A 20416-nucleotide genomic window follows, 5' to 3' on the forward strand; every position below is an offset into this window, starting at 1 on the left:
CATGCACTGTATGCAAATTGATACGAAAAAATCATGAATGGTTTATCATAATTATTAAACTTAGTTTAATTTATTTATGCCAAATCCTGTAATATACTATTATGCCGAACCAGATTGGCAATTGGTTGACATTGCGAATAATGACGATTAAGAATAATGTTATTTACCCACTGAGAGAATTAGCCTGGAATAGCTTATGAAACAGAGCAGAAGAGAAGTCGGGCGTTGGAGAATGCTCCGCCAAGGTATTCGTATCCGCCGTCGCTGGTTGGAAGGGCAGTCACGGCGTAACTTACGAATATATGCACTGCGTAAGGCAGATGCTTATAAGCGTCGTAGATCGATTCTATTTATCCAGAATGTAGAGTGGATTTTATAGTAATGCCTTAAATTGATGCATGATACGACCCGTGACGGTGACAATGAGTTCACGGTCGATATCAACTCTGTTCTAGATAATAATGCATATCTGACTCGTTGTTTTCCTCTTACTACCGACTGAAAAATGCAGGTCATGCATAGATGTTTTTGAATCTTTATTGAATATGATAGTCATTTGCATTTAAACTAATACCTATCTGAAAACTGACTATCATGCTGTTAAACAAGAATTCTCTTATGCGTTGGATACATTGGCCGATACTACTTTCTGTTTGTTTACACATTTCTATTGCGGCGGCGCTTTTCCATGCCATTAAACCTGAAAAACAGGTAGAAGTCCCGTCTATATCTGTTGCCATGATCCAGTTGGCTGCTGAAGAGGCGCCTGTCTCTAAACCTGCCGTGTCTGAATCAATCCCTGAACCGGAGCCAGAGCCAGAACCTATTGCGAAAATTGCCCTGCCTAAACCTAAGCCTGAGAAAAAGATTGTCAAAAAAGAAATTAAGCCAAGAGAGAAAAAACAGAAAAAGCTTCAGAACAACCACTGAAACCTGTTTCTGATCAGGAACCTCAGACGGCAAAAAGTTTGGACAATCAAAAATCGGAGCTCCATACCATTGATAAAAAAGTGGGTACACGAAGCGGACCAAAAGCACTGAACAGGCCAGATCCCATTTACCCACCCAGAGCAAAACAGTTGGGAACAGAAGGGTCGGTGAAGGTGAAATTTGATATTGATGATAATGGCCGAGTTAAGAATATCGAAATTCTTTCTGCCAATCCGAAGAATGTCTTTGAACGTGAAGTGAAAAACGCGATGAGAAAATGGCGTTATGAAAAAATTCCTGCTACCGGGCACATAACGACTATCGAGTTTAAAACTACGGGTATTTCACAATCCTAACTTAACCCAAGTTTCTTACCCGAATAGGGGATGCAAAGCATCCCCCTGACTTCATCAGCAAAATGAATTATGACTCTGAATCACTGCTTTCCAATTTAAAGTGTCTTTTATCTTCAGGCAAAGGACGGGAAGCGTTATTTTCATCAACGGCAACATAGGTGAAAACAGCTTCTGTTGCACGATAACGCTGACCGACTGGCTCAGAAGCCACTTTTTTTACCCAAACCTCAATATGAATGGTAATAGATGAATTTCCCGTTTTAAGACAACGGGCGTAGCAGCATACGACGTCACCTACCGCAACCGGTTTCAGAAAACTGATGCCATTTACGCTAACAGTTACTACGCGTCCCAGAGCAATCTCTTTTGCCAAAATTGCGCCGCCAATATCCATTTGAGACATCAGCCAGCCACCGAAAATATCCCCATTGGCATTAGTATCAGCAGGCATGGCCAGTGTACGGAGAACCAATTCCCCGTTTGGTAAGCATTGTTGTTGTGTCATTAGAAAACTTGCTTTATTTGGTGAATACAACAATACCTGCCGCTGCATCGGCAGGTATCCATATGAAGGTCATTATATTATTTTTGTTCGCGAGGCAGATGACGGTAGATATATACCACACTCAATACAGTAAAGACTAGTGTCAATGCCGTTAACCCGAACACCTTAAAGTTTACCCAAACATCTTGAGGTAGCCAGAAAGCGACATAAATATTTGCTAATGCACAGGCAATAAAGAAGATTGCCCAAGCCATATTCAGTTTGTTCCAGACAAAATCAGGTAATTCTAGCTCCTTGCCTAACATTCGTTGAATTAATGGCTTTTTCATCACCCATTGGCTGATAAGTAGCACCAGAGAAAAAATGGCATAAATTACAGTCACTTTCCATTTAATAAATAAATCACTGTGGAAAGCCAGTGTCAGAGTGCCGAAAACAGCAACCATAACAAATGTAATTAAGGAGGATTTCTCAACTCGACGATAAATGAGGTAAGTAATAACAACAGCTAACCCTGTTGCTGCAATCAAGGCGCCAGATGCATAGAAAATATCGTACATTTTGTAGACGACAAAGAAAACGACTAGCGGCAAAAAGTCTAAAAGTTGTTTCATAAATTGAACCCATTGTGAAGTCAATGATGGCATGTTTTTGAATTTGTGCCAGAGTGTACCAGATCTCAATGAAATGGTTTATTTATCAGGTAAAAAACATTTTTCATCTGTTTGGCTAATTTTATCACAATGAACGACAAGCTAAGTATGGGACAGGGAAGCTTGTGGGTTTCCATTTAGCAACGCATTTACCATATGATGTACCGCTTTAACTCTCCACTTACTTATTTTAACGTTGGATATTTCAAAAAACGGATATTACAGCATGTGAACAGTGCTGCAAATGGTCCTGTGTGGTTAGTGGTCGATGCGACGGTCAGTTTTACCTATGATGATGTCAGTGTTTTAGCCGTGTTGGATGAGTTAATCACAGAATTAAAAGAGAAAGGTGTAACATTGGTTTTGGCAGGGCGCAGAACAGAACTAAATCGCTGGATTAAACAGAACAAACTGAGTCGTAGCGATGACGATTTGATAGTTGTGCCGGATCTCTATTTTGCCATTCGTTTGCTGCAAAGTAAGCAGCAAGTGGAGAACAAACAGGAAAAGTCAACTGCGGTTCACCTCGCTGCATTGGTATTACAGCGAGGTGAACTATTTTAAGTGCTTTTTTTATTAAATACCGTTTATGGTTTTATTTTGTGGCTTGACTAACATATACAAACGGAATAGGTAAATCAGTAACAGAGATGATAAGAAATTATCCAGTGTTGATAGCAACATATCAGGCATTTTTGTCAGCACAAGAGCCAGGATTAGCTTGGCGACAAGCCATAACAGTATAGCTGGGATCAACAACCGCATATTACCAAATGCCAACTTCCAACTATTTTGCATGGCCGCAAAAACATTTTTGCTTTTTTCAAACAAAAAAATAGGAGCCAGTGAGAATGCAATAGAAAACAGTACCCCTGGCAGGACCATTAAAGCGTAGCCGATTTGGACCAACAGGGTATAAATCAACATTAGCAAGAACATCTTAGGTAGTTGTGTTATCGATAATGTACTGGCATGAATGGCATTAGTTTTCTGACCGCTAGAGATAGCATTGATGAGTACCAGCACACTGGTCGTTAGTAGGGTATTACCAAATATGTGGGTAAATAAAACCCCGAACATTGTGCGCATTAACGTGAATTGCTCATCTGGCGTTAATTGCATCACGAAACGTTGGATACCTGTATTGCCGGACTCTCTGACTATATTTTGCAACTCGGCTAATAAATTGAGCTGTTCATCATTCGGCATGAGTAAATGCCCCAGCAGTGTTGTCACCAGCGCGGCCAGGACAGAGAGAATGACAATATTCAACAGTTGATTCTTTAAAAAGTTGATGCTGTCACGATACAGGGTATTTGCCGTGATGGGCATGAAAGTGGCTCCTATCAAATAAAACAACAATAGTGCACAATTGTACCTTGTTAGGGGGATTATTGGATACCTGAGATTTACTCCTGTGCTTGATCTTGTATCTTGAGGCTGGTGGGGGTACGAATTTTTGTTTGCCAAGCTCCTCATTGTCGATTTTATAAAAATGATCAATTCATTAACTTTGTGTTAATAAATTGATGAGAGGGGAATGTTAAGTAAAGTTTTTTAATGTGTGATTTCTATTATTTTTTATTGTTATTCATTCAAAAGTTGATATTAAGATATAAATCATGGATGGAATTAAAATTAATACGCAGAAAATTTTGATTTGGATCAATTTAAAATATCCAGTAAATGAAATAATAAAACAGTAAATACTTTACTTAGCCAAAAATATTTAAAAGATGTGATCTGTCTTAGATCATAATAGTAAACAAACGAGTATATTTCTGACTGTTTTAAAACCACATGAATGGGATGGATAATGAAGAAGATTTCTGCGCTTGTATTGGCTGTTGCTACGTTAGCCCCGTCATTGACTTTTGCCCATGAAGCAGGTGACTTCCTGTTCCGTGCAGGTACAGCAACGGTAAGACCGCATGCGGGTTCTGATAATGTATTAGGATTGGGATCTTTTGGTGTCAATAATAATACTCAGTTGGGTTTAACTTTTGGTTACATGATTACTGATAATATTGGTGTTGAATTATTGGCAGCAACGCCATTTCAGCATAAAGTCAGTTTGCCGGGAGCGGGTGAAATCGCTGAAGTTAAACATTTACCACCAACGCTAATGGCACAATATTATTTTGGTTCTTCAGAAAATGAATTTCGTCCTTATGTCGGGATTGGTGTTAACTACACGACATTCTTTAGTGAAAAATTTACTAATAATGCAACGGTAAAGGACGCTAATTTAAATAGCCTGGATCTGAAAGATTCTTGGGGTATCGCTGGGCAGGTTGGCTTGGATTATCAACTGGACAAAAACTGGATGCTGAATACTTCGCTTTGGTGGATGAATATTGAAACTGATGTGAAATTCAAAGCCGGTGATGTAGATAAAAAATATAAAACCCGCCTTGATCCGTGGGTCTTTATGTTCGGTGTTGGTTATAGTTTCTAACTAAAGCTACGTGTGTGTTTGACTTTGACATAAGAGAACCAATGGGGCGTCATTGCCCCATTTTTTGGTAGCGTGCTTATAATTGTGTGGCGTTTTTCATGGCACGAACAAAATCCGTTAACTTTTCCAGCATGATGTTGGGTTGATGTAAGTTATCTTCAATAATTTTGATAACAGCTGAACCTGAAATTGCACCTGCAGCCCCGCCATTGAGAGCGGTCATAACCTGTTCTGGCTCTGAAATGCCAAAACCTTGTATAGCAGGGGCAGCGTGATATTCTTTGAGCTTATTGACAATATGATTAAATGGCTGTTGAGCGCGATTTTCACTGCCTGTCACTCCCGCTCTTGATAGCAGATAGGTATATCCTCGTCCAAATGAAGCAACTTCACGCAGTAAATCATCATCTGCATTAGGGGGACAAATAAAGATCGGGGCAATATCATGCTTTATGGCGGCTGAACGGAAAGGCGATGACTCGGATAATGGCACATCAGCGATAAGTACGGAGTCAACACCTGCACTTTTGCAGCGACGATAGAATTCACCAATGCCATTGTGAAAGACGAGATTGGCGTAAACTAACAGGCCAATGGGTATATCAGGGTGTTTAGCGCGAATTTTAGCCAGCAGGTCAAAACATAATGTGGGCGTGACCTTAGATGATAACGCCCGCAGATTGGCATTTTGGATAGTTGGGCCATCAGCCAGGGGATCTGAAAACGGAATACCCAATTCAAGCGCATCAGCACCACCTGAAATTAAGGTATCAATAATTTCCAATGATAATTCAGGATTAGGATCACCAAGGGTGACAAAAGGAACAAAAGCGCCTTGATTTTGGTGTTGTAACTTCTTAAAAAGTTGTTCGTAACGTCCCATCAGATTTCCCCCTTGGATTTTAAAATATCGTGAACGGTAAAGATGTCTTTGTCACCACGACCAGATAAATTGACAATTAATAATTGTTCCTTGTCTGGAGATTCATGGATCATTTTTAAGGCATAAGCCAACGCATGAGCGGATTCCAGTGCAGGAATAATACCTTCATTGCGTGAGAGTTCCTGGAAGGCTTCCAGTGCTTCATCATCAGTAATTGAAACATAATCGGCTCTACCGATGCTGTTTAAATGGGCATGCTGTGGGCCAACGGAAGGAAAATCTAAACCCGCCGAAATGGAATAAGATTCTTCAATTTGCCCGTCTGCTGTCTGCATAATTGGCGCTTTCATGCCAAAGTAAATTCCCAATCTTCCGTGTTTCAATGGGGCACCATGCTCTCCGGTTTCAATACCATGCCCCGCAGGTTCAACACCGATCAAGCGGACATTATTTTCTGGAATAAATTCAGCAAACAAACCGATGGCATTTGAACCACCACCAATGCAGGCGATAACGGCATCAGGTAAACGGCCTTCTTTTTCCAGAATTTGAGCTTTGGCTTCTTCACCAATCATTCGTTGAAATTCTCGTACCATTGTCGGATATGGGTGAGGGCCAGCCGCAGTGCCTAATAGGTAATGCGCTTTTTCATAGCAACCCGACCAGTCACGCATTGCTTCGTTACAAGCATCTTTCAAGGTTGCCGAGCCGCTGTGGACAGGGATCACTTCTGCACCCATCAAACGCATGCGAAAAACATTAGGCGATTGGCGTTCAATATCTTTTGCTCCCATATAAATACGGCATTTCAGCCCCAATAGCGCACAAGCCAAGGCGGTGGCGACACCATGTTGACCAGCGCCTGTTTCAGCAATGATCTCATGCTTTCCCATGCGTTTTGCTAACAAGGCTTGCCCTAAAACCTGATTGGTTTTGTGAGCACCGCCGTGGAGTAAATCTTCACGTTTCAGGTACAAACGTGTTTTTGTCCCTTTAGTCAGGTTTTGACACAGCGTTAAGGCCGTGGGCCTGCCTGCATAGTTTTTCAAGAGATCCTGAAATGTATGCTGAAACTCTGGATCTTTCTGTGCTTCAATAAAGGCTTCTTCTAATTGGTTAAGTGCAGGGATCAAAATTTGTGGCACAAATTGCCCACCAAAGTCGCCAAAATAAGGATTCAATTTACTCATTGTTCTACTCATCCATTTTTATCTGAAAAATTAGTGATAACAGCGTAATTGTTGAAACACCTGTTTGATTTTCTGGCTGCTTTTGATACCCGGAGACACTTCAACTCCTGAGTTAAAATCCAGTCCATAACAGCCAAATGTTGCGGCCAGTTGGCAGTTTTCAGCGTTCAGGCCACCAGCCAGAAAACTGTTATGCTGAATTAGTGGGTTGATTAACTGCCAGTCAAATGGTTTTCCTGTTCCGCCTGCTCCGTTATCCAACAATAAGTGTTCAACATGAGGTATTGCGGAAACTTCCACAGCCTTAGACATATTAATGGCTTTCCAAATTTCACAATGTTCAGGCAGTACCGAACGTAGGGAGTTAATGTAGTTTTCATCTTCATCTCCGTGCAGTTGAACTGCGGTGAGCGAAAGCTTACGGGCGGTATTACTGACAAAATCAATGGATTGATTTTGAAACACACCAACATATAGAAGAGAGGCTTCATTGATGATGTGTTGAGCTTTTTGCAGGCTGATTTTGCGCGGTGATTTTTCGGCAAAAATTAAGCCACCGTAAACGGCTCCCATTTGCAATGCGGCTTTGGCATCCTGTAGGCGAGTCAGGCCACAAACTTTGTTGTTACCCAAAATCAGGCGGCGTAAAGCGAGATCTAAATTTTGTTGTGCCATTAAAGAACTACCAATAAGAAAACCATCGGCAAACTGGCTCAATTCCCGCACCTGACGATGCTGGTGGATACCGGATTCACTGATAACGATCGTGTCTTTGGGTAAACCAACTGACAGTTTACGGGTACGCTCTAAATCAATGGACAAATCACGCAGATCCCGATTATTGATACCAATAACTTTTGCCCCCAATATAATCGCGCGTTGCTTTTCATCTTCATTACTGACTTCGGTCAGTACGCCCATCCCAAGACTGTGTGCCAGTGATGACAACTCACGATACTTATCATTATCAAGAACGGAGAGCATAAGTAAAATAGCGTCAGCCTGATAATAACGGGCAAGATAAACTTGATAGGCATCAATTATAAAATCTTTGCACAGAACAGGTTGGTGTACAGCAGAACTGACCATTGCGAGAAAATCATAACTGCCCTGAAAGTATTTTTCATCAGTCAGGACAGAGATTGCAGCAGCATAAGGCTGATAAGTTTTCGCAATGCAAACAGGATCGAAATTTTCACGAATTACCCCTTTTGACGGAGAGGCTTTTTTGCATTCCAAAATAAAAACGGTTTGCTTATGGGTCAACGCCTGATAAAACCGACGATGGCTTGGAACGATAACCTCAATAAAGCTCTCCAGCGGTTGCTCTGCCTTACGAGTAGTCAGATATGCCGCTTTATCATCAACAATTTTCTGTAATATGCTGGTTTTCATGATCGGGTCCTTGCTGCCAATGCCGTTACTTTTTCATAAGCCTGGCCGCTGTAAATAGTATTGAGTGCCAGTTGCGTGTTTTCTCGCAGATCTTCATGCCCGTGAATTTTCATCAAAAGAGCCACATTTGCGGCTACTGCATCAGCATGGGCCTTTCGTCCTTGGCCTTGCAGTAGCATTGCCAACATATCGCGATTCTCTTCTGGGGTTCCACCTTGCAGTGAAGATATCGGATGACCCGGTAAGCCAAAATCGGTTGCCGTTAACTGGTATTGATTAACCTCACCATGACTGAGCTCTGCAACATAGGTTGGGGCATGTAAAGCAACTTCATCCATTCCGCCACTGTGTACAACGGCGGCGCGTTGATAACCCAAAGCGTGTAAGGTATGGGCTATCGGTTCAACTAATTCAGGGCTATAGACTCCGATGAGAGACACAGGAGGACGCGCCGGATTGATCAACGGGCCAAGCACATTAAATAATGTTCGGGTTTTTAGTTGCTGGCGAACTTGCACCGCATGACGGAATCCACTGTGATATTGAGGTGCGAACAGGAAACAGACACCAATATCATCTAAGGTTCTGCGTGATTCTTCAGCCTGGGCATCCAATGCAATGCCGAATGCAGCTAATAAATCGGATGAGCCAGATCGACTGGAAATACTGCGATTTCCATGTTTTGCCACCTTAAGGCCACAGGCAGCAGCAATAAAAGCGCTGGCTGTTGAAATATTGATGCTATTGGAACCGTCTCCACCTGTGCCGACGATATCACAAAATGTGTAATCAGGACGAGGAAAGGGGGCTGCGTTTGCCAGGAACGCCTGGGCGGCGCCCGCAATTTCTTGTGGCTGCTCGCCACGCATCTTCAGGCTAATTAATACAGCAGCCAGTTGTGTATCGCTCAACTCACCATGAATAATGGCAGTGAATAGCTGCTGGCTTTCTTGTTGTGTCAGGACTTGCGCACTGAATAATTTTTCAAAAATCAACTGCATCTTCCCATTCCTTTAAGTTTAGTGCCTTTAATTCGATACCCTTAAACTCACTACCTTTAATTGTTAGCTCAATGCCCAGGTTAGAGTTTGTTCAAGCAGCTTGGCACCCTGCGTAGTCAAAATAGATTCGGGATGGAACTGAAAACCACAAACTTTGTGCTCATCATGGCGCACAGCCATCACGATATCACCGCATGAAGCAGAGACAGTCAGTTCTGCCGGAGCGTGCTCAGCGGCAAGAGAATGGTAACGAGCGACAGACAAAGGATTTGGGAGGCCGGAAAACATATTTTCCCCATCATGCATAGCTGATGTGGCTTTGCCATGCAGAATTTCCTGAGCAGCAGAGACTTTTCCTCCGTAAGCTTCAATAATCGCCTGATGTCCAAGACAAATTCCGATTATTGGGATCTGACCTGTCACTTGCTTGAGCAATTCAGGCATACAGCCTGCTTCTGAGGGTTTCCCTGGACCGGGGGATAACATCAAAAGAGGAGATTCCATCTCATTAAGTTTGGTAATAATGATGCTTGCTGACACGGTATTGCGGTAAATAACGACATGATGACCATGAGTACGCAGTTGATCCACAAGGTTATATGTGAAGGAATCTACATTATCAAGTAATAGAATATTAGCCATCAGAATGTCACCTCCACATGATGCGCTTGTGCAATTGCGCGAATAACGGCTCTGGCTTTACTGTGAGTTTCATCTACTTCTGACTGAGGAATGGAATCCAATACCACACCGACTCCAACTTGAATGGTAGCTTGATTGTTTTCCACATAGGCAGAACGGATCACTATGCAGGTGTCAAAATCCCCTTTGCCAGTGAAGTAACCGACGGCTCCGCCATAACTGCCACGCCGTTCACCTTCATATTCTGCGATGAGTTGCATCGCCCGAACTTTAGGGGCTCCCGTCAATGTACCCATATTCATACTGGCTTGATAGGCATGGAAAACATCTAAATCATGCCGGAGTGTGCCGACAACACGAGAAACCAGATGCATAACAAAGGAATAGCGATCGACTTTGGTTAAATCGGCGACATATCGACTGCCTGGTTCGCAGATACGGGCTAAATCGTTGCGAGCCAAGTCAACTAACATCACATGCTCAGACATTTCTTTAGCATCTGTGCGCATTTCCAGTTCAATTCGGCTATCAAGATCGGCATCCAATTCGCCGTTGTTATCGCGTCCACGTGGTCGAGTACCGGCTATCGGATAAATTTCGATCTGGCGATTGTCGGCATCATATTTAAGTGCACTTTCTGGTGAAGCCCCAAACAGGCAAAAATCCTGATCTTGCATAAAAAACATATAAGGACTTGGGTTTTGTTTTTTCAATACATGATAAGCGCTCAGCGGAGAAGGGCATGGCAAAGTAAAACGACGTGATGGAACTACCTGAAAAATATCCCCTTGACGGATAAATTTCTGTAGCTGGCGCACGATATTTGCGTATTGTTCATCACTTTGGTTGCCGCCAACAGTAATACCGGGCAGAGTGACAGGTAAGAGTGGCTGAAGTGGGGCTGAAATGGCTGCAACTAAGGTTGTTAAACGCTTTTTAAGGCGTGTTCTTTCTGAATCGGATTCGCCAAACAATGAAGTTTGCAGACGTGAATGTTTATCTTGATGATCGATCACTAATAGCGTTTCTGCGAGATAAAAACAGAAATCAGGACAGCGTTGGTGATCTTCTACTGTAGGCAATGGTTCAAACCCGGCTACTAAATCGTAAGCAAACAATCCACCAACAAAAATGGCATCGGGAGATTCTGAGAAGGATGCTAATGCTGCCAGGGCACGTAATGCGTCAAAAACTGAATCGGATTTTAGCCGGCTATCTTCGTCCAGATTATGCGCAATGGCAGGAAACCGTGCTCGCATAACCTTTGGCTCTACATCTAATTGGGCTTTGTCTGAAAGTAAATCAGCGAGTATCGGGATCAGATTTTGGCCATTTTCAGTGAGTGCTTCAAAAGTAACTTGACGCCCGTTGGCTGTAATGCGCATGGCACTATCAATGATCAGGATGCTTTTGAGTTTCTTTTTACTGTGAATCTCAGCCGAATCCAGCAATAACGTTGCTGGGCGGTTACTACAAAGTTGATGAAAAAGCAGTGTTGGATCTGTCTGATAGAGAGTATCAACCTGATTTATAGCGATATTAAATTCTTTGCCAGTCATCTTCATACCCCGTTTCTAATCTTTATTCATAAAAAACCCGCCTCTTAGGGCGGGTTTTGGCACTTGCGTATCTATTCTTAACTTATGTGCGCGAGCCAACCGCCCTGATTGGGAAGTTGTGCCACCAACGCTTTGACTGCTTAGTTTGCATAAATACGCTCATTTCGAGTGCCTCATCAGTTCAATAGTTTTTCAATAAAGGTTTTTTAATAAAGAGTGTTTCAGTTAACCCGTGTACTAGTAAACTAGTTCGATGGTTACTTGTCAATGATTTTTTATGTTTGCAAACCACATTCATTATCATTGTTTCAACAAACTCGCCTCTTAAACTTTACTCTTGTGTTATCATTAGCGTTTTGCGCTTGATAGCGCTTCATATCACTTAATCGATAGTGCCTTTTTCCCCACCCGAAAAACAGGTAAAAAAACAATGACTGAAGCCGCCAGTGAAACGACAAAACGCTATGATCTGCATAGCCATACGACCGCTTCAGATGGCGTTTTATCACCTGAGCAGCTCGTGGACAGAGCCATTGCTATGGGTATTGATGTACTGGCCATCACAGATCATGATACGACGGAGGGTATTCCGTCTGCTTTAAACCATATTCAGCAAAATAATTTGCCATTAACTTTGGTATCCGGCGTTGAAATTTCGACATTATGGCAAAATCTGGAAATTCATATCGTTGGCTTACATATTGATATCAACGCTATTTCCTTAAGGAAGTTATTAGCGCATCAGGTTGATTTAAGGCAACAGCGTGGTATTGAAATGGGGCAACGGTTGGCCAAAGCAGGTATTGCTGATGCCTGGGAAGGCGCCTCCAGATTAGCCAATGGTGGACAAGTCACTCGCGGTCATTTTGCCCGTTATTTGGTAGAGGCGGGAGTTGTACCGACTATCCCGAAAGTGTTCAAAAAATATCTGGTAAAGGGAAAAATCGGTTATGTCCCACCGCAATGGTGTACAATTGAGCAAGCTATTGAAACCATTCACCAGGCAGGGGGACAAGCTATAATTGCTCATCCCGGTAGGTATAATTTGTCGACGAAGTGGCTAAAACGGTTAGTAGTTTGGTTTAAACAACATGGTGGTGATGCAATGGAAGTTGCCCAGTGCCAGCAAGCCCCTAATGAAAGACAACAACTTGGTCAACTGGCAAGAGAATATGGGTTGAAAGTATCATTAGGATCGGATTTTCACCAACCTTGTTCATGGATAGAACTTGGGCGCAATTTGTGGTTACCCGGTGATGTTGTACCGATATGGCACGACTGGTCACGGCTTGGGGCTGCATAGAAGTATAGAGGTTATTTGTATGAGCCAGTTTTTTTATATCCACCCTGACAATCCACAAGTTCGTCTTATTGACCAAAGTGTGGATGTACTGAAAAAGGGCGGAGTTGTCATCTATCCGACTGATTCAGGTTATGCCATTGGTTGTTGCCTTGAAAATAAGGAGGCTATGACCCGTATATGCCGTATCCGCCAATTGGAAGGACGCCACAATTTTACGGTGATGTGTCGTGATTTGTCTGAAATTGCCACTTATGCCCATGTAGATAATCAGGCGTTCAGGTTGATCAAAAATAACACGCCAGGCAATTACACTTTTATTTTACAGGCGACAAAAGAAGTACCGCGTCGCTTGATGAACGAAAAACGCAAGACTATTGGCCTGCGTGTTCCTTCTAATCCTATTGCGTTGGCACTGCTGGAAAAGATGCGTGAACCACTGATGTCATGTAGCTTGATTTTGCCTGGAAATGATTTTGCTGAATCTGATCCTGAAGAGATTAAGGATACTTTGGGTAAACAAGTTGATTTAATCATTCACGGTGGTTATCTTGGGCAGCAACCGACGACGGTAGTGGATTTAACTGGGGATTCACCAGTCATTCTTCGTGAAGGTGAAGGTGATATAACACCTTTTTTATAAAGTGTACGTTTTTTAAGTATATGATTCAATTTTTATTTAGTATCACGACGCCTGTGAAGGCGACAATAGAGGTTGCTCAATGAGCGATAAAACAGAAAAGTTACAAAAAGTTCTCGCGCGTTCTGGTCATGGTTCCCGTCGCGAAATCGAGGGGTATATCCAACAAGGGCGCATTAGCATTGATGGTAAGCTCGCAACGTTGGGTGATCGAATTGAAGTTAAGTCCTCAATAAAAATTCGTCTGGACGGACGGATCTTAAATATCAAAGAGCCACAGAAAACAGTTTGCCGTGTTTTGGCTTACTATAAACCGGAAGGGGAATTGTGTACCCGCCATGATCCTGAAGGTCGTCCGACTGTGTTTGATCGTCTGCCAAAAATGCAAGGCGCACGCTGGATTGCGGTAGGGCGTTTGGATATCAATACCAGCGGGTTGTTGTTGTTTACTACCGATGGGGAATTGGCTAACCGTTTAATGCACCCAAGCCGCGAAGTTGAGCGTGAGTATGCAGTTCGTGTGTTTGGTGAAGTCGATAACGCAAAACTCCGTCAATTGACACAAGGTGTACAACTGGAAGATGGCCCGGCTTCATTTAAGACCATTGCGTTTAAAGGTGGAGAAGGTATCAACCAGTGGTACAACGTCACTCTGACAGAAGGTCGTAATCGCGAAGTCAGACGCTTATGGGAAGCCGTTGGCGTGCAAGTTAGCCGCCTGATCCGTGTGCGTTATGGCGATATCAATCTGCCGAAAGGTTTGCCGCGTGGTGGCTGGACTGAGTTGGGGTTGGAACAGACTAACTATCTACGTCAGTTGGTTGATTTGGATGAAGAGATTGTGACCAAAGTCGCTGTTGGACGTGATCAACGTCGCGTTAAGGCTAATCAGATCCGTCGTGCGGTAAGACGACATACTCAGGTTGCATCCCGTCCGGCAGGGAAACGTCCTGCAAGCAGTTCTCGTCAGAATGCAGGGAAGAAGACGACATCTAAAGGTCGTTAATACGCTTAATCCGCTGTTTCAGCTTATATCAACATTTATCTAAACGATAGAAACAGCGGATTCATTTACCAATCAATGCCTTTTTGTGCCTTGATTCCGGCATTAAACGCATGTTTTGCCGGACGCATTTCCGTAATCGTATCAGCATATTCCAGTAATTCTCGATGGCATCCTCTGCCAGTGATAATCACACTTTGATGAGCAGGACGCTGTTTAAGGGCAGCCAGAACATCGGTGAGTTCTAAGTAACCATAACTGACCATATAAGTTAATTCATCCAGCACTACAAGGTGTAATGAAGGATCAGATAACATTGCCACCGCATGTTGCCAGGCCGTTTGGCAGGCTGCTGTGTCTGATTCGCGATTTTGAGTCTCCCATGTGAAACCTGTTGCCATTACATGAAATTCAACACCTTGCTGTATCAGCAAGTTCCTTTCACCGCTTTCCCATGTCCCTTTGATGAATTGGATAACACCAGCACGTTGTCCATGTCCAATTGCACGAGTAACTGTGCCAAGTGCCGCGGTCGTTTTTCCTTTACCGTTTCCAGTGAACACAATGACAACCCCTCGTTCTTGTTGTGCTGCTTCAATGCGGGCATCGATTTTTTCTTTCAGGCGTTGTTGCCTTTTCTGGTACTGGCTGTTATCTCTGGTCATTATTCGGCAGGCCCCGCTTTGCGTCCGGGTTGAGCATCAAAACTGATGCCGGAATCATTTCGGCTGTCATCTCCCATTACATAAAGATAGACGGGCATAATATCCGCTGGTGTTTTTAACTTAGCGGAATTTTCATCAGGAAAAGCATTTGCTCGCATGTTGGTACGTGTTCCGCCGGGATTGATGCAGTTGATACGCAGGGAAGTATTCCGATATTCTTGTGCCAAAACTTGCATTAGGCCTTCTGTAGCAAATTTGGAAACAGCATATGCTCCCCAACCACTTCTGCCCTCACGGCCGACACTGGAGCTGGTGAACACCAAAGAAGCGCTGGTGGATTTTAATAATAGAGGGAGCAATGCCTGAGTCAGCATAAAAGTAGCGTTGACATTCACTTGCATCACTTCATGCCAAAGCTGAACAGGCTGTTCTACGATAGGGGAAACAGCACCAAGAAGCCCCGCGTTGTGCAAGACTCCATCCAAACGTGAATAGCGTTGTGCCAGATCATTGGCGAAAATTTGGCATTCTTCTGCGGTCACTGTCAGCAGATCCATCGTATAAATGTCAGCTGGTAAACCACCATCGTTTGCAATTTTCTGCCTGACCGCTTCCAGTTTCGCGGTAGTACGTCCCAGTAAAATAACCTGCGCACCGTGGCGGGCATAGGTCAGTGCGGCTTCACGTCCAATGCCATCGCCAGCACCGGTTACTAAAATAATTTTTTGTTGCAGCAGATGATTATTGGGTTGGTAATCAAACATCGAACAATCTTCCTATATTGCTTGTGGATCTATGACTTGCCATTTCAGGATGGCACATACAGGTCATCATCAGAACAAAACTTAAGGTTCCCGTCAAATTTGCCTGCATTTAGTGAAAAATGGGTAAAAGAGTGTCACTCCAATTGAGATAGGGTTAAGCAAACTGTTAGGGCAAGGCGTTCGGTTTTTAGTTAGAATGAAACATATTATTGTTCATTATAAATTAATAAAGGTGGATCTGTGGAATATTTGTCTCTATACGGATTGTTCTTAGCCAAAGTGTTCACGGTGATCTTAGCAATCACCATTCTGACGGTTGTTTGTATCGGATTAGGTGTACGTAAGACAATGCATAAAGGGGAATTAAAGCTGACCAATCTTGGTAAGGCATATAAGGAAAGGCAGCGTCAGATGCAGCAGGCTCGAATGAGTGAGGCAGAACAAAAAATTTGGCAAAAGGCATTAAAAAAACAGCAAAAAAGTGACGCTAAACAGAAAAAAGCGGAAGCCAAAACGGGTCAGAAAGGTATACAGAAGCCGAATCTTTATGTTTTGGACTTTAACGGCAGCATGGATGCCCGTGAGGTGGAGTCACTCCGCGAAGAGATCAGTGCGGTACTGGCTGTGGCTGATAAAAAAGATGAAGTTTTGCTGCGACTGGAAAGTCCTGGTGGTGTGGTTCATGGATATGGACTGGCAGCATCTCAATTGGTTCGTTTGCGGCAAAAAGGGATACGCCTGACAATTGCCGTAGATAAAGTAGCAGCAAGCGGTGGATACATGATGGCTTGTGTGGCTGATCGCATTATTGCTGCACCGTTTGCCATTATCGGTTCCATTGGTGTTGTGGCTCAATTACCCAATATTCATAGATTATTGAAGAAAAATGATATTGATGTTGAATTGCATACTGCTGGTGAATATAAACGTACCCTGACTGTTTTGGGAGAAAATACTGAACAGGGACGCAAGAAATTTCAGGAAGATTTGAACGAAACGCATAAATTATTTAAATCATTTATCCATCAATACCGTCCCTCTTTGGATGTGGAAAACGTAGCCACTGGTGAGTATTGGTACGGTACACAAGCAAAAGAGAATGGGTTGATTGATGATGTGGGTGTCAGTGATGATTTTCTGATTGAAAAAATTGAACATTGTGAAGTAATCAGCGTCAATTATTATCGCCGCAAACGTGCCATAGACCGTTTTATGGGGAGCGCGATGGAGAACGTTGACAAATTGTTTATGCGTTGGTGGCAAAGGGGAGAAAAACCTTTGTTGTAACGGAAAAATCAGCTATCGAAAACTACCGCAGATATTATGCGGGTAAATAGAAGAGAGTTATCTATCCTTTATTGTCCGCATATTTATTAACCAGTCAGGGGTGATGCTCCACCTCTTTGTTCCGCGCTCTCTGCGTACATGCCTTGTATAAAATCTTCGCGTTTTCTTAATGATTTTATTTGCTTTTTTCAGTAACTGTTCTCGCTTAATAGGCATGGTTTCAGTTTTCATTTATTGTGCTCCTTCAACAAATAAGTTGTTGCGCATCGTTTTTTATCAGGTAGAGTGTGGGCTTTTCGTCATGCAGATGGAAGATTTTGTTTACAACTGTTAAAACATACAATTGCATGAATTGCATGGTTTGTGTAGGTATATAAAATACCCTAAATATTTCAAAGGGTTTTGCGCTTAAGCAAAAGTACAAGATAAAAATTAGTTGATATCTTGCAAATCTATCGCAATATAAAAAGAGGTTTTATTTTATATATCGCAACATAACGCCGTGATTTTCGCCATCTGAAAAGAAGATAATTAGGTAAAGGTAACTATGGCTAAAGCTCTTGTTATAGTGGAGTCCCCGGCAAAAGCCAAAACAATCAATAAATATCTGGGGAATGACTACGTTGTAAAATCCAGTGTAGGTCATATCCGTGATTTGCCGACGAGTGGAACAGTGAGTCAAAAGAGTTCAAGCTCATCTACCGATAAGAATAAAAAGAAAGCAAAAAAGGATGAGAAAACGGCGCTGATAATTCGTATGGGCGTTGATCCTTATCATGGTTGGGAAGCGAACTATCAAATTTTGCCAGGCAAAGAAAAAGTTGTTTCAGAGCTGAAAACGCTGGCTGAAAAAGCTGATCATATCTATCTTGCAACAGACCTTGACCGCGAAGGGGAGGCTATTGCATGGCACCTGCGGGAAGTGATTGGTGGAGATGAATCCCGTTTCAGCCGGGTTGTATTCAATGAAATTACCAAAAATGCAATCACACAGGCTTTTGATAATCCCGGTGAATTAAATATTGACCGTGTGAATGCTCAGCAAGCGCGCCGTTTTATGGATCGCGTTGTCGGTTACATGGTTTCACCGCTACTGTGGAAAAAAGTTGCCAGAGGGTTATCCGCTGGGCGGGTGCAATCTGTCGCAGTTCGTCTTGTGGTTGAGCGAGAACGTGAAATCAAGGCATTTGTGCCGGAAGAATATTGGCAACTGCACGCGGATCTAATGGCTAAGGACAATATCTTTCTCCATATGGAAGTTACCCATGAGAAGGGAAAACCATTTAAACCCGTAAATGCGCAACAAACGCAGTCAGCAGTATCTCTGCTTGAAAAAGCGAGATACAAAGTGATTGAGCGTGAAGATCGTCCAACATCGAGTAAGCCAGGTGCACCATTCATTACCTCAACATTACAACAGGCTGCAAGTACACGGCTTGGGTTTGGGGTTAAAAAAACCATGATGATGGCGCAACGCTTATATGAAGCTGGCTATATCACTTATATGCGTACCGATTCGACTAACTTGAGTCAGGACGCGTTGGAAATGGTTCGCGGTTATATCAGCAACCATTTTGGTGATAAATACTTGCCGAAAAGTGTCAATGTTTACAGCAGCAAGGAAAACTCTCAGGAAGCCCATGAGGCGATTCGACCTTCTGATGTTAGTGTCATGGCAGAAGAATTGAAAGATATGGAAACTGATGCACAAAAATTGTATCAGCTGATATGGCGTCAATTCATTGCCTGTCAGATGACACCTGCGAAATATGATTCCACGACACTGACCGTTCAGGCTGGCGATTTTGAGTTACGCGCCAAAGGCCGTACTCTGCGTTTTGATGGTTGGACAAAAGTAATGCCGATTTTGCGCAAAGGGGATGAAGAAAATACGTTGCCGGTGATGGAAGTGGGCACAGAGCTTGATTTGCAACAATTGATACCAAGCCAGCACTTTACAAAACCACCCGCACGTTTCAGTGAAGCGTCCTTGGTCAAGGAATTGGAAAAACGCGGAATTGGTCGCCCATCGACTTATGCATCAATTATTTCAACCATTCAAGAGCGTGGTTATGTTTGCGTTGAAAATCGGCGGTTCTATGCAGAGAAAATGGGTGAAATTGTCAATGATCGTTTGGAAGAAAATTTTAACGAATTGATGAACTATGATTTTACGGCAAGAATGGAAGACCAGCTCGATCATGTAGCTAACAATAAAGCAAACTGGAAAGGCGTTCTGGACGAATTTTTCTCCAATTTCAGTGAACAGCTTGATGTTGCCAGTAAAGAACCAAATGAAGGCGGAATGCGCCCGAACCCTATGGTAATTACCTCGATTGGGTGCCCGACCTGTAGCCGTCCAATGGGAATTCGTACTGCGACAACAGGGGTATTTCTTGGCTGCTCTGGTTATGTGTTGTCACCTAAAGAGAGATGCAAGCAGACGATTAACCTTATCCCGGAAAATGAAATCCTAAATATCTTGGAAGGGGATGATGCTGAAACCAATGCATTGCGTGCTCGTCGTCGCTGTAAAAATTGTGGTACAGCGATGGACAGTTATTTGATTGATAACCAGCGTAAATTGCACGTATGCGGTAATAACCCAGAGTGTGATGGTTATGAAGTTGAAGAAGGTGAATTCCGCATTAAGGGTTATGATGGTCCGATAGTTGAGTGTGATAAGTGCGGTTCAGAAATGCACCTGAAAATGGGGCGTTTTGGCAAGTACATGGGTTGTACAAACGAAGGGTGTAAAAATACCCGTAAAATTTTGCGTAATGGGGAAGTGGCGCCACCGAAAGAAGATCCGGTTCCGTTACCGGAGCTGGCATGTGAAAAATCGGATGCCTACTTTGTTCTGCGTGATGGTGCGGCAGGGGTGTTTTTAGCAGCCAACACCTTCCCTAAATCTCGCGAAACGCGAGCACCATTGGTTGAAGAGCTTGTTCGGTTCAAAGATCGCTTGCCGGAAAAATTGCGTTATTTAGCGCAAGCGCCTGTTGCTGATCCTGAAGGGAATAAAACTGTTGTTCGTTTTAGCCGTAAAACTAAACAGCAGTACGTTTCGTCAGAGAAAAAGGGCAAGGCGACCGGATGGACCGCATTTTTTGTTGAAGGGGTTTGGATTGTGAAAGAAAAGTAATCGATCTTTAAGATAAATTTGTGCATTATATCTTCATTTA

General features: G+C 43.0%; 18 protein-coding genes, 2 pseudogenes and 1 other annotated feature. Of the genes and pseudogenes, 9 read left to right on the plus strand and 11 right to left on the minus strand.

Going from position 1 to position 20416, the window contains the following annotated elements; translation table 11 throughout:
• Nucleotides 1–196: 196 nt before the first annotated feature.
• Together ACSJJG_RS09575 and tonB are read left to right on the plus strand one after the other, a co-directional pair.
• Entirely contained in the window at nucleotides 197–379 is a 183-nt protein-coding gene (locus ACSJJG_RS09575) for a YciY family protein (RefSeq protein ID WP_481089214.1), read from the plus strand.
• A gap of 239 nt (nucleotides 380–618) precedes the next feature.
• A pseudogene (gene tonB, locus ACSJJG_RS09580) lies at nucleotides 619–1286 on the plus strand (TonB system transport protein TonB).
• Between the two features lie 67 nt (nucleotides 1287–1353).
• Here the strand turns inward: tonB and yciA are convergent.
• Both yciA and ACSJJG_RS09590 read right to left on the minus strand, forming a co-directional pair.
• Nucleotides 1354–1791, minus strand: a complete 438-nt coding sequence (yciA, locus tag ACSJJG_RS09585; RefSeq protein WP_481089215.1) for an acyl-CoA thioester hydrolase YciA — start codon at nucleotides 1789–1791, stop codon at nucleotides 1354–1356.
• Nucleotides 1792–1868: 77 nt separating this feature from the next.
• Nucleotides 1869–2405 carry a septation protein A gene (locus tag ACSJJG_RS09590; protein WP_099132379.1) on the minus strand — a complete coding sequence of 179 codons (537 nt, stop codon included), beginning with the start codon at nucleotides 2403–2405 and terminating at the stop codon, nucleotides 1869–1871.
• A 195-nt stretch (nucleotides 2406–2600) separates the two neighbouring features.
• Here ACSJJG_RS09590 and ACSJJG_RS09595 point away from each other — a divergent pair.
• A pseudogene (locus ACSJJG_RS09595) lies at nucleotides 2601–3008 on the plus strand (STAS domain-containing protein); the annotation flags it as partial.
• Nucleotides 3009–3020: 12 nt separating this feature from the next.
• Here the strand turns inward: ACSJJG_RS09595 and ACSJJG_RS09600 are convergent.
• The gene (locus tag ACSJJG_RS09600) at nucleotides 3021–3776 is read right to left on the minus strand and encodes a YciC family protein (protein ID WP_481089216.1); all 756 of its coding nucleotides are present in this window, start codon (nucleotides 3774–3776) and stop codon (nucleotides 3021–3023) included.
• Nucleotides 3777–4260: 484 nt separating this feature from the next.
• Here ACSJJG_RS09600 and ompW point away from each other — a divergent pair, with 484 nt between their 5' ends.
• Complete coding sequence (gene ompW, locus ACSJJG_RS09605; RefSeq protein WP_481089217.1) at nucleotides 4261–4902, plus strand: outer membrane protein OmpW; 642 nt, start codon at nucleotides 4261–4263, stop codon at nucleotides 4900–4902.
• A gap of 76 nt (nucleotides 4903–4978) precedes the next feature.
• On the opposite strand, the gene trpA is transcribed toward ompW, so the two are convergent.
• From trpA to ACSJJG_RS09635, 6 genes are all read right to left on the minus strand, one after another.
• On the minus strand, nucleotides 4979–5785 hold the full coding sequence (trpA, locus tag ACSJJG_RS09610) for a tryptophan synthase subunit alpha (protein ID WP_481089218.1): 807 nt from the start codon (nucleotides 5783–5785) through the stop codon (nucleotides 4979–4981).
• On the minus strand, nucleotides 5785–6975 hold the full coding sequence (trpB, locus tag ACSJJG_RS09615; RefSeq protein WP_481089219.1) for a tryptophan synthase subunit beta: 1191 nt from the start codon (nucleotides 6973–6975) through the stop codon (nucleotides 5785–5787). Before trpB ends, trpA begins: the two co-directional genes overlap by 1 nt.
• Before the next feature lie 30 nt (nucleotides 6976–7005).
• Nucleotides 7006–8370, minus strand: coding sequence for a bifunctional indole-3-glycerol-phosphate synthase TrpC/phosphoribosylanthranilate isomerase TrpF (gene trpCF, locus ACSJJG_RS09620; protein WP_481089220.1), 1365 nt, complete (start codon nucleotides 8368–8370; stop codon nucleotides 7006–7008).
• A complete protein-coding gene (gene trpD / locus ACSJJG_RS09625; RefSeq protein ID WP_481089221.1) occupies nucleotides 8367–9371 on the minus strand; it encodes an anthranilate phosphoribosyltransferase in 1005 nt (334 codons plus the stop codon). The genes trpCF and trpD overlap by 4 nt, the downstream gene beginning before the upstream one ends.
• A gap of 63 nt (nucleotides 9372–9434) precedes the next feature.
• A complete protein-coding gene (locus ACSJJG_RS09630; protein WP_481089222.1) occupies nucleotides 9435–10013 on the minus strand; it encodes a glutamine amidotransferase-related protein in 579 nt (192 codons plus the stop codon).
• On the minus strand, nucleotides 10013–11578 hold the full coding sequence (locus ACSJJG_RS09635; protein ID WP_481089223.1) for an anthranilate synthase component 1: 1566 nt from the start codon (nucleotides 11576–11578) through the stop codon (nucleotides 10013–10015). Before ACSJJG_RS09635 ends, ACSJJG_RS09630 begins: the two co-directional genes overlap by 1 nt.
• A gap of 21 nt (nucleotides 11579–11599) precedes the next feature.
• Nucleotides 11600–11705: a sequence feature (Trp leader region), on the minus strand.
• Between the two features lie 297 nt (nucleotides 11706–12002).
• Between ACSJJG_RS09635 and rnm the strand changes: the two genes are divergently transcribed.
• The 3 genes from rnm (at nucleotide 12003) to rluB (ending at nucleotide 14518) form a co-directional block, all read left to right on the plus strand.
• Nucleotides 12003–12875, plus strand: a complete 873-nt coding sequence (gene rnm, locus ACSJJG_RS09640; protein ID WP_481089224.1) for an RNase RNM — start codon at nucleotides 12003–12005, stop codon at nucleotides 12873–12875.
• Between the two features lie 19 nt (nucleotides 12876–12894).
• Complete coding sequence (locus ACSJJG_RS09645) at nucleotides 12895–13515, plus strand: L-threonylcarbamoyladenylate synthase (RefSeq protein WP_481089225.1); 621 nt, start codon at nucleotides 12895–12897, stop codon at nucleotides 13513–13515.
• Between the two features lie 79 nt (nucleotides 13516–13594).
• Nucleotides 13595–14518, plus strand: a complete 924-nt coding sequence (rluB, locus tag ACSJJG_RS09650) for a 23S rRNA pseudouridine(2605) synthase RluB (RefSeq protein WP_481089226.1) — start codon at nucleotides 13595–13597, stop codon at nucleotides 14516–14518.
• A 65-nt stretch (nucleotides 14519–14583) separates the two neighbouring features.
• On the opposite strand, the gene cobO is transcribed toward rluB, so the two are convergent.
• Together cobO and ACSJJG_RS09660 are read right to left on the minus strand one after the other, a co-directional pair.
• Nucleotides 14584–15180 carry a cob(I)yrinic acid a,c-diamide adenosyltransferase gene (gene cobO / locus ACSJJG_RS09655; RefSeq protein WP_481089227.1) on the minus strand — a complete coding sequence of 199 codons (597 nt, stop codon included), beginning with the start codon at nucleotides 15178–15180 and terminating at the stop codon, nucleotides 14584–14586.
• On the minus strand, nucleotides 15180–15944 hold the full coding sequence (locus ACSJJG_RS09660; protein ID WP_481089228.1) for a YciK family oxidoreductase: 765 nt from the start codon (nucleotides 15942–15944) through the stop codon (nucleotides 15180–15182). Before ACSJJG_RS09660 ends, cobO begins: the two co-directional genes overlap by 1 nt.
• Before the next feature lie 240 nt (nucleotides 15945–16184).
• Here ACSJJG_RS09660 and sohB point away from each other — a divergent pair, with 240 nt between their 5' ends.
• Both sohB and topA read left to right on the plus strand, forming a co-directional pair.
• A complete protein-coding gene (gene sohB / locus ACSJJG_RS09665; RefSeq protein WP_481089229.1) occupies nucleotides 16185–17231 on the plus strand; it encodes a protease SohB in 1047 nt (348 codons plus the stop codon).
• 547 nt (nucleotides 17232–17778) lie between these two features.
• Nucleotides 17779–20376 (plus strand): type I DNA topoisomerase, encoded by a 2598-nt coding sequence (gene topA / locus ACSJJG_RS09670; protein ID WP_481089230.1) that lies wholly within the window; start codon nucleotides 17779–17781, stop codon nucleotides 20374–20376.
• The last annotated feature ends 40 nt before the right edge of the window (nucleotides 20377–20416 follow it).

The sequence above is a fragment of the Xenorhabdus sp. SGI 60 genome, assembly GCF_056632175.1.